Origin of the sequence: Nocardia sp. NPDC046473 (assembly GCF_040645995.1) — a bacterium.
Classification (GTDB): domain Bacteria; phylum Actinomycetota; class Actinomycetes; order Mycobacteriales; family Mycobacteriaceae; genus Nocardia.
On record NZ_JBEYZJ010000005.1, the window covers coordinates 765,410 to 775,653 of the forward strand.

A 10,244-nucleotide genomic window follows, 5' to 3' on the forward strand; every position below is an offset into this window, starting at 1 on the left:
CCCTCCGCGCGGGTGGGTGGTCGGATACACGATTCAACTCAAGAAATACCAGGCAGAACAGAACGTTTGGGCGGATTCGGCAAATCGCGCGACCACCCCGGTCGGTGGCTTGCGGTTTGCTACTGTCGCTGGATGGAGACGGACCCGGCGGGGCGGGTCGATGTGGCGGCCTCATCGAACGGTCGGCAGCGCCGTGCCGAGGTGCTGGTTGTCGGCGCCTACTACGCCGATCTGGTTTTTCACGGGCTGTCACGGCCCGTTCGGCCAGGTACCGAGGTATTTGCCCGCGGCTTCGAGATACTGCCCGGCGGGGCGTACACACCGGCGATGGCGATGCGCAGGCTCGGGCACGACGTGGTGTGGTCGACCGACTTCGGCACCGATCTGTTCAGCGAGCAGGTGCTGGCGGCGACCCGCGCGGAGGGGCTGGACGACACCGGCTTTCGCTTCCACACGGTGCCGGTCCGCAGCATCACCGCCTCGTTGTCGTCGCGCGAGGACCGCGCGATGGTGAGTTATCAGGATCCGGTGGTGCCGTATCCGCTCGCGATGTTGTTGCGCGAGCATCGGGCCGAGGTGCTGATCCTGCCGCAGCTGCACTACGGCGCGGCCGTGCAGGCCGCCCTGCGGGTCGCGCATGAGCTCGAGACGCTGGTATTCATGGACTGCCAGGACGTCCCGTGCACCCTCGATACGCCGACGGTGCGCGAGATCCTCGCCCAGGTGGATATTTTCGCGCCCAATGCCGAGGAAGCACTGCGACTGACCCGCGCGCCGACGCTCGACGCGGCCATCGATACCCTTGCGGCGCTCGTGGATACGCTGCTCGTCAAGCGGGGTGGCTGGGGAGCCATCGCGGTACAGGACGGTCGACGGTGCGAGATCGGGGCGGTGCCGGTCGATGTCGTCGACACCACCGCGGCGGGGGACTGTTTCAACGCGGGATTCCTGCACGCGCACCTGGCCGGTCGGCCGCTGCCCGACTGTCTGGCCACCGCGGTGGCCTGCGGCGCGGCCGCGACCTCGGCGCTCGGATCCAGTGCGGCGCCGGACTTGACCGAGCTGCCACGGTGGCTGGCTCAGGTGCCTGCCGCGCGTCAGGTCTGAAAGTTCCGCCCGATCCCATGATGTGTTCCTGCTATCGTTGCGCAGATGGCAACCGGCGAAGGTTCCAAATCCGTTGAGCTGGAAGCCCGTTCATCCGGCAATCGCTGTTGCGGCGCGGCTGCGGGCGACGTCGGTCCCGGCAAGATCCTGGTCACCGACCTGGACGGCACCCTGCTGGGCGGCACCGCCGCCGATCGGCTGCGACTGCGGAACACACTGACCCGGCATCCCGAGGTGACGGTGGTGTTCGCGACCGGTCGCGGAATCGAGTCGATCCGCGAGGTCCTGCGCGATCCGCTTGTGCCGCAGCCACGTTGGATCATTGCGGATGTCGGCGCCAGCATCATCGACGGTGCGGATCTGACTCCCGTCGCAGCGCCGCAAGCGCGCCTGCGCGCAGGCTGGCCCGGTGCCGAGCGCGTTCGCGCTGCCCTCCAGCATTTTCCAGCGCTGACCTATCAGGACGAGGTAGCTCAGGACGGCCGTTGCTCGTTCCTGCTGCCGCCCGCGGACCTGACACCGGAACTGATCGATACCGTCGGGCGGCTGGGCTGCTCGTGGCAGTACTCGGCGAACACCTACTTCGACGTGCTGCCCGCGCACGCGGACAAGGGAAACGCGCTGGTCCTGCTCGCCGAAGCGCAGGGCTGGTCGATGGACGCGGTACTGGTCGCGGGCGACTCCGGCAACGACCGGTCGATGTTCGGTCGCGGCGCGCACGGCGTGATCGTCGGCAATGCCGAAAGTGACCTACTGGCGGCGGTTCCCGTCGCGCAGGCCGCGCACCGGCCTGAGCTGCCCGGCGCCGCAGGCATTCTCGCGGCCCTGCGGGAGCTCGGCTGGGTCGAACCCGACTATCCACTCGTGGTCGGATACCACCGCGCCCCGATCACCCGGACTCCGGACGGCTGGCGCACCCCGTCGAGCCCCAATGGCATTCTGCCGACGCTGAACAGCGTGTTCGCCGGGGATCTGCGGGCGGTATGGGCGGCGGGCGTCGTCATCGAGCCCGACGAATCCGCCGCACACCTCGACGATCACGACACCGGCCTGCCGCTCGCCTTCCTGCCGCTGACCTCGGCCGAGTGGAGCGGATACTTCCACCGGGCCTGCAAAGAGGCGTTATGGCCGGTCCTGATGTCGCAACCGCACCGGCTGCGCTTCGACCCCGCCGCCTGGGCCGCGTATCGCGCGGTCAACACGCGCTTCGCCGACCACATCAGCGTCCGGGCCGCGCCCGGCGCAACGGTGTGGCTGCACGACTACAACCTGTGGCTCGTGCCCGGCAGGCTGCGTGAGACGCGGCCCGATCTGCGGATCGGCCTGTTCCATCACACGCCGTTTCCCGAGCCGGACGTCTTCGCCGCCCTGCCGCCCGCCGCGGAGATCCGCGCCTCGCTCAGTGGACTGGACTGGGTGGGTTTCCACACCGAGGTCTTCGCCGAGCGCTTCCTCGGGGCGCTCGCCGATCTGGCTCGGCCGCCACGGGTCGGCGTTCATCCGCTGGGTATCGATCGGGCCGCCATCGAAGAGCTGGCTCGCACTCGCCCATTCGACCGGCGAAAAACCGTTGGCCCCGTGGTGCTTTCGGTCGAACGACTGGACTACATCAAAGCGCCCGTGCAAAAGGTCGACGCCATCGCGGAACTGCTCGTCCGCCATCCCGAACTGCGTGGTGCGCTGCGATTCCGGCTCGTCTGCCCGCCACCGGAACCCGGCATCACCGTCTACGACGAGACTCGGAAGTTGCTCGAGCGTCGCATCGAAGAGGTCAATCGCGCTTGGGGATTCGGTGAGTGGCGACCCATCGAGTACTTCCCGGAGTCCCTGAGCTTCCCCGAGGTCATCGACCACTACCTCGACGCGGACGTGTTCTGGGTGACCTCACTGCAGGACGGGATGAATCTGACCGCGAAGGAATTCGTCGCCGCCCAGGCCGCGGTGGGCCGCTGCGGCGTCCTCGTGCTCTCGCGGCATGCCGGAGCGGCCGAGCGCATGGCGGCCGGAGCGTTACTGACCGAGCCGAACTCACCCATCGACCTGGTCGAAACGCTGTATCGAGCACTGAATCTGCCTGCCGGACAACGCCGGGAGCGGCTGTTCTGCCTGAGTGAACTGCTCGGGCACGACAATCCGGCCGAATGGGCCGCCGATATCATCGCCGCCATCCAAGCTGCCGGTCGGTCGCTGGCCGGCCGCGCGGCCTGAACCTGCTACCGCGGTACAGCTTTCGCGGAATTGGGATCGCGGGGCGGCGGGAAGGTGAGCGTCGCGAGGTACACCCCGCCTTGTCCCCAGCCCGCACTGGTGATCCACCAGTGCGTATCGTCGTTCATCAATTCGGCCGCGTGCGAAGCGATATGGCCGACCTTGTCGCCGATGCGGAAGCAGAACGGGTTGTCGCTGCGGAACACATCGGTGCCGACGTAGTCGGGACGCGGACCGATGAACAGATACCACCAACCGTCCTGTTGAACGACGAACGGCGACTCGGTATTTCCCGCCTCGGTGCCCACGGTCGGGTCGGTGTAAGCGATGTGCCTGTCGCCCCAATGCACGAGATCGGTGCTGGTGCGGTAAGCCACCACGTGATTGCCGCCCGCGGGTTCGCTTGTCGCGCAGTAATACATCACCCACTGATCGCCGACCCGCACCACCATCGGGTCACGCGCGTCGTAGCCGTCGGTGAACAGCGACCCGGAACGCCTACGCTCCCAAGTGAACATGTCGGTCGAGGTGGCCAAGTTGATCGCGACCGCGGTCCGATCCTCGCCACCACCGGCATAGAACATGTAGTACCGCCCGTGTGCCGCGATCACGAACGGCGCCCACAGATGCGTCTCCCCATAATCGGGATCGACCTCGAGCGCCGGCGGCTGCTTGGTCCACGGCCCGAGCAGCTCATCCGCCGTCGCATGCGCGAACTCGACCTCTTCGAACGGATTCGCGGGCTCCGGATGCGTGATCCCGAACAAATGCCACCGCCCGTCCGCATCCCGGACGATCGTGTGATCGTTGATGTACCACGGCTCGGGTTCCCCTTGACCGGGGTCGTAGATCCGCACAAATGGGCCCGCACACACCACATCGCGCATCGCCATGCACACCATCATCCTCGCCATGGTCCCCGCCGCGCCGCCGATCACCCGCACTGATGCGGTTCGGGTATCGGACGGCGACCGGTTCTTCGCCGTGATCGCGCCCATGGGCCGGGCCTAAACTGGTTCTGCGGGTCCGGCGAGCGTTGATCCGGGCCCAGCGGAGAGTTTGATATGGCTACCGATCTCACCCCACGCCGATGGGTGGAGTTCGCCGAGATCGACAATGTCCGCGATCTCGGTGGCCTACCCGCCAGTGGCGGCGGCACCACCCGTTTCGGAGTCGTTTATCGCTCGAGTACACCGCAGCAGCTATCCGAATCCGATCTGACCCACCTGCTCGGGCGGGTGGGCCTGCGAACCCTCGTCGATCTGCGGACGCCGATAGAGGTGGCGCAGGAGGGATACGGTCGACTCGCGAAAAGCACTGTGCGCCTGGTCAATCTCCCCGTTTGTCGGGGGGCGAGCACGGCCGCGCCCAGCGAGCTCGTGCCGGACGCGCAGCGGTTCGACCTGTGCGGGCTGTACCACGAACTCCTCACCGGCAGTGCTGAATCCGTGGTGTCCGCAGTACGGCTGATCGGCGACGCCAGCCGTCATTCCGTCGTCTTCCATTGCGCCGCAGGCAAAGATCGGACGGGCATCCTCGCCGCCGTCCTGCTCGACGCGATCGGCGTCCCCGCCGAAGCCATCGTCGCGGACTACGCACTCACCGCCGAACGCATCGTCCGCGTCCGCGCCCGCCTCGACACCCTGCACTCCTATCGTGGACTTCCACCGGCCCGAACCGGCATCCTGGCCGTCGACCCGGCCCCCATGCGCCGATTCGTGGGCGACCTGCACACCGTCCACGGTGGCGCCGCGCGCTGGCTACACGCAAACGGCCTGACCGAGGCCGAACTGATGGCCTTGCGTCGGGCGATGGTCGAATAACCGGCGGCACCGCGACCTAGGCCGCGTCGACCATGCTGCGGCGCAGGTAGTCAGCGGTGATCGAGTGCTCGTCCGCCAGCAGCGCGGCGGGTGTTCCGGTGAACACGATCTCGCCGCCGTGTTTGCCGCCGTCGGGGCCTAGGTCGATGACCCAGTCCGCGCGTTTGACCACGTCCAGGTCGTGTTCGATGACGATCACTGTGTTGCCCGCGTCGACCAGGCGGTCGAGGAGCGCCATGAGCGTGTCGACGTCGGCCATGTGCAGGCCGGTGGTCGGTTCGTCGAGGACGTAGCTGCCGCCGCTGCGATGCAGGTGGTCGGCCAGCTTGATGCGCTGACGTTCACCGCCGGACAGCGAGCTGAGCGAACGGCCCAGGGTGAGGTAGCCGAGGCCGACCTCGTTCAACGAGCGCAGTGGCGTGCGAATCTTGCCGCCGGCGTGGTCGTCCCAGAAGTCGAGGGCCTGCTCGGCCGTCATGTCCAGCACGTCGGCGATGGATACGCCACGCACGGTGTAGGGAAGCACCTCCGGCCGGAAGCGCCTGCCGTGACAGGTCTGGCACCCGGTGGTGATCGGATCCATGTACGCCAGATCGGTGAAAATGACTCCCGCGCCACCGCATTCGGTGCAGGCGCCCGCGGAGTTGAAGCTGAACAGGGCGGGCTTCACGCCGTGTTCCTTGGCGAACAACTGTCGCAGCGGATCCATGATGCCGATATAGGTGGCGGGGCTGGAGCGCCGCGACGCGTGGATCGCCGCCTGGCTCACCGCGATCGCGTCCGGGTGCGCGGCCAGAAACGCGCCGGAGACCAGCGTGCTCTTTCCTGAACCGGCCACACCGGTGATCGCGGTGAGCACACCGGTCGGGAATCGTGCGGTGACGTTCTTCAAGTTGTGCAGCTCGACATCAGTGACAGTCAGCCATCCGGTCGGCGTGCGCGTCTCTTGCTTGACCGGTTGCACCCGGCGCAGCAGCTCGCCGGTCAAAGTGCCCGAGGCGCGCAGCTTCTCGACCGTGCCCTGGAACTCGACCTGCCCGCCGTGCCCACCCGCACCCGGACCCATGTCCACCACCTGATCCGCGATCGCGATGACGTCGGGGGAGTGCTCGACCACCAGCACCGTATTTCCCTTGTCGCGCAACTGGATCAGCAGGCTGTTCAGTCGGCCGACGTCACGCGGGTGCATGCCGACGCTCGGTTCGTCGAAGATGTAGGTCATACCGGTGAGGCTCGACCCGAGGTGCCGAACGACCTTGAGCCGCTGCGCCTCACCACCGGACAGCGACGAGGTCTCCCGGTCCAGCGAGAGGTAGCCGAGACCGACCTCCTCGATCCGCCGCAACCGGGCGATCGCCGCACCGGCGATCACCTCGGCCATCGGATCGTCGATCGCGCCGAGCACCTCGATCAGATCCGACACCTCGAGCCTGCCGTAGTCGGCGATGCCGAGCCCGTCGATTCGGCTGGCCAGTGCGGCCGAGTTCAGCCGCGCACCGCCGCAGGCCGGGCAGATCTCCTCGGTGACCACCTCCCGCGCGGCCGCCTGGTTCTTTTCCGACAGCGAGTCGAGGTCGCGTTTGATGTAGAGGCGATCGAGCCGTTCGAGCAGGCCCTCGTAGGCGTTGCTGCCCACGCCTCCGGTCTTGTTCGGCCGCGGCACCCGAAAGCCGTTGCCGCGCAGGAACAGCTGCCAGTCGTCCGCGCTGAAGTCGCGTAGCGGCGTGTCCGGATCGAAAAGCCCAGACTGCGCGTACAACTGCCACTGAAACGTGCCGATGGCGAACGGCGCGAACGTGATCGCGCCCTCGTTGAGCGACTTGTCGGTGTCGAGCAGCTTGTCCAGGTCCGGCCGCACCACGTGACCGAGCCCGCCGCACTCCGGGCACATGCCGAGCGGGTCGTTGAACGAATAACTGGTCGCCTCACCGGCACTCGGCTCGCTGTGCCGGGAGAACAGCACCCGGATGATCGACTGGATATCGGTCATGGTGCCGACGGTCGATCGGGAGTTGCCGCCGATCGGTCGCTGGTCGACGACCACCGCGGGGGCCAGGTTCTCGATCGCGTCGGCCTCGGGACGCTCGTACTTCGGTAGCCGGTTGCGAATGAACCAGGTGTAGGTCTCGTTGAGCTGGCGCTGCGACTCGACCGCGACGGTGCCGAAAACGATCGACGACTTGCCCGAGCCGGACACTCCGGTGAAGACCACGATCTTGCCCTTCGGGATCTCCAGCGAGATGTTGCGCAGGTTGTTCTCGCGGGCTCCGACGATCTGAATGGTGTCTCGCTCTGCGTTCACAACAACCACGCTATGCGGCAATGAGGTCAGGATCCGTCCTCATTCCGCGCCATACTGAAACAGTGACCGAGACCGCCGCGCGACTACTCCGACTGCTGTCACTCCTGCAGACCCGCCGCGAATGGACCGGACCGGAGCTGGCCGATCGTCTCGGCGTCACTGTGCGGACCGTGCGCCGCGACATCGAACGGCTACGTGAGCTGGAATATCCCGTGCACGCCAGCCTCGGTTCGGTCGGCGGCTACCGGCTCGAAGCGGGCACCGACCTGCCGCCGCTGCTGCTGGACGACGAGGAGGCGGTGGCGATCACCCTCGGATTACGCAGCGCCGCCCAGGGTTCGGTGGCGGGCATCGAGGAGTCGGCCGCCCGGGCGCTGGTGAAACTCCAGCAGGTGCTGCCGTCGCGGCTGCGCGGCCGGGTGGACGCGGTCGATTCGGCGACCGTCTCGCTGGGCGGCCCGGCCGCCGGACCGCGCGTCGACCCGGAAACCCTGGTCGTATTAGCCGCCGCGGCCCGCGACGGCGAGCGAATCCGCTTCCGCTATCGGGACAAGACCGACGCGGAAAGCAAGCGATTCGCCGAGCCGCACAGCCTCGTGTCCGCCGGCCGCCGCTGGTACCTGGTCGCGTGGGACATCGACCGAGCCGACTGGCGCACCTTCCGCCTCGACCGGATCGACGCCCCGTTCCCCACCGGAGTACGGTGCGCACCAAGGGAATTGCCTGGCGATGATGATGCGGCAGCATTCGTCACCAGCCAGTTGGCTCATTCGCGGCAGCCACGCAGCGTGGTGTTCCTCGTACACACCTCGGCCGAGCAGCTGGCCGAAACCTTCCGTGTACGACCGGAAGAGGTCGAGCCGATCGACGAGCACAGCTGCCTGATCCGCACCAGCGCCGACTCGCTCGAATGGACTGCCGTCCGCATCGCCCACCTCGACGTGGAGTTCGAGGTCGAGGAACCGCCCGAGATGCAGCGCATGGTGCACGATATCGGTGCCAAACTCCTTCGCGCGGCGGGTAATCCGCAGGAAATGGGCTCGGGCTGACGTGCACTGAACGACAACGAGGTAGCCACACTCTGCTGCGCCCCGGAGTGCGCATCGACGTCGCGCTGGTCGAGACCGCTGCGCCTTTGCTGTGGCGCTGAAAATCGACCAGATACCAACGTTTTTCATTAGCTGAGGGTGTCGCGTTGCTATCGTCACGCCTTGTCGAATACCCGCGGCCGGATCGGGCGTCGGTGATCGATGACGTGGAGCTGCCCGCATGGGCGTCGGGTTGGTGGGCGAGCGGGTTGGTCGCGGCCTTGGTGGTCGGCCGGCTCGCGCCAGGGAGGACGAGATGAGAAGAGTGGCGATCGTGGTCACCGTGGTCGCGGTGTCGGCAGGATTTGTCGCGGGGTGTGGAAAGAGTCGAGACGAGTCGCTCACCGACTCGGGCGCTCCGGTCACCTGCGAGGTCACCCACGCGACCAAGCTCGGCATCGCCACCGGCAACGCGACCGGTGTGTTCGCCACGCTCGGTAGTGCCTACGCCGATCAGCTCACGCTGGCCACCGACGGCAAGGTCTCGGCGACGGCCGCGGAGACCATGGCCTCGGTACAGAACATCCAGCAGTTGGTGGCGGGCAAGTATCAGGTGGCGTTCGCGCAGACCGACACCGCCGCCGACGCGGTGCTCGGCATCGGCACCTTCGACGGCGACAAGCAGCCGGTGCAGGCACTGGCGCGGCTCTACCCCAGCTATAGCGAGGTGGTCGTGCGGGCCGACTCCGGCATCAGGTCCATCGCCGAGCTGCGCGGTAAGCGGGTCTCGACCGGCTCCCCGAAGTCCGGCACGGAGATGTTGGCGCGCCGCATCCTGCGGGCCGGCGGGCTGAACCCGGACAGTGATATCGCGGTGAACCGCCTGGATCTCACCAAGGCGGTCGCAGGCATGAAGGACGGCTCGCTCGACGCACTGTTCTTTACCGGCGGCCTGCCGACGCCGGGCATCGCCGAGCTGTTCGCCTCGGCCAAGGACAAGTACCGCTTCCTCGACACCTCCGAGCAGTTGGCGGGCATGCGAATCCTGAGTCCGGTGTACGAGTTGGGCACGATCCCCGCCGCTACCTATGGACTGCCGGAAGACGTGCCGTCCATCGTCGTACCCAACGTGCTGTTGGTCCGCGACAACCTGGACGCCGATGTGGCCTGTGTCCTCACCAAGGCCCTCTTCGATCGCAAGCCGCAGCTGGAACAGGCGAACGCCGCGGCCAAGGGGATCGTGCGCGACACCGCGCGGGATACGAATCCGGTCCCGCTGCATCGCGGGGCAGAGCACGCGCTGGCCAACTGACGGCGTCCGCACGGGGGTTCCGCGGACGCGTTTGGATGAAGTTCGGGTGGTCTGAGTCACATTCGGGTGACCCGGACCGATCCTCGGTCGATGTCAGGGGCCTTGACCTGCGAACTCTCGGGCTGCGCAGGCGATTTGACGTGGCGTTCGCCGCCGCGTAACTTATTCCAGGTCAGAGCGACACGGACACCGACCCGGAGCCGAAGAAGCCCAGCGGAAACGCTGAGTGGAGAGCCTGGGAAACGAGGTAGGACGAGGAGCGCCTGACGCTCACACTGGCAAGACCGGTACCCCGATTTCACTTCGGGTTCATGGTTGCGCTAAGCTTGAAAAGTTGCCTCACCGACCGACCGGGTCAATCCCGCTAGGTGGTGTGTGCGTGTGTTCTTTGAGAACTCAATAGTGTGTCGATGAATGTCAGTGCCAATTATTTGAATTGGTTCCGGCCTCTCATACCCCCCGGT

The 10,244-nt window shown here is 66.9% G+C and carries 7 protein-coding genes; 5 read left to right on the top strand and 2 right to left on the bottom strand.

The genetic code is table 11. The features are described from left to right. Window positions 1-132: 132 nt before the first annotated feature. Both ABZ942_RS21450 and ABZ942_RS21455 read left to right on the top strand, forming a co-directional pair. Window positions 133-1,107, top strand: coding sequence for a carbohydrate kinase family protein (locus tag ABZ942_RS21450; protein WP_357384528.1), 975 nt, complete (start codon window positions 133-135; stop codon window positions 1,105-1,107). Between the two features lie 45 nt (window positions 1,108-1,152). Next, on the top strand, window positions 1,153-3,315 hold the full coding sequence (locus tag ABZ942_RS21455; protein WP_357384530.1) for an HAD-IIB family hydrolase: 2,163 nt from the start codon (window positions 1,153-1,155) through the stop codon (window positions 3,313-3,315). A gap of 5 nt (window positions 3,316-3,320) precedes the next feature. On the opposite strand, the gene ABZ942_RS21460 is transcribed toward ABZ942_RS21455, so the two are convergent. After that, window positions 3,321-4,208: a glycosyl hydrolase family 32 gene (locus ABZ942_RS21460; RefSeq protein WP_357384532.1), complete on the bottom strand. Its 888-nt coding sequence runs from the start codon at window positions 4,206-4,208 to the stop codon at window positions 3,321-3,323. A 171-nt stretch (window positions 4,209-4,379) separates the two neighbouring features. Here ABZ942_RS21460 and ABZ942_RS21465 point away from each other — a divergent pair, with 171 nt between their 5' ends. Continuing rightward, the gene (locus ABZ942_RS21465) at window positions 4,380-5,138 is read left to right on the top strand and encodes a tyrosine-protein phosphatase (RefSeq protein ID WP_357384534.1); all 759 of its coding nucleotides are present in this window, start codon (window positions 4,380-4,382) and stop codon (window positions 5,136-5,138) included. 16 nt (window positions 5,139-5,154) lie between these two features. Here the strand turns inward: ABZ942_RS21465 and ABZ942_RS21470 are convergent, their stop codons facing one another. Continuing rightward, window positions 5,155-7,440, bottom strand: coding sequence for an excinuclease ABC subunit UvrA (locus ABZ942_RS21470; protein ID WP_357384536.1), 2,286 nt, complete (start codon window positions 7,438-7,440; stop codon window positions 5,155-5,157). A 62-nt stretch (window positions 7,441-7,502) separates the two neighbouring features. On the opposite strand from ABZ942_RS21470, the gene ABZ942_RS21475 reads away from it, so the two are divergent. Together ABZ942_RS21475 and ABZ942_RS21480 are read left to right on the top strand one after the other, a co-directional pair. Further along, window positions 7,503-8,489: a YafY family protein gene (locus ABZ942_RS21475; protein WP_357384537.1), complete on the top strand. Its 987-nt coding sequence runs from the start codon at window positions 7,503-7,505 to the stop codon at window positions 8,487-8,489. Between the two features lie 295 nt (window positions 8,490-8,784). Then, window positions 8,785-9,780, top strand: a complete 996-nt coding sequence (locus ABZ942_RS21480) for a TAXI family TRAP transporter solute-binding subunit (protein WP_357384539.1) — start codon at window positions 8,785-8,787, stop codon at window positions 9,778-9,780. Window positions 9,781-10,244 lie beyond the last annotated feature (464 nt).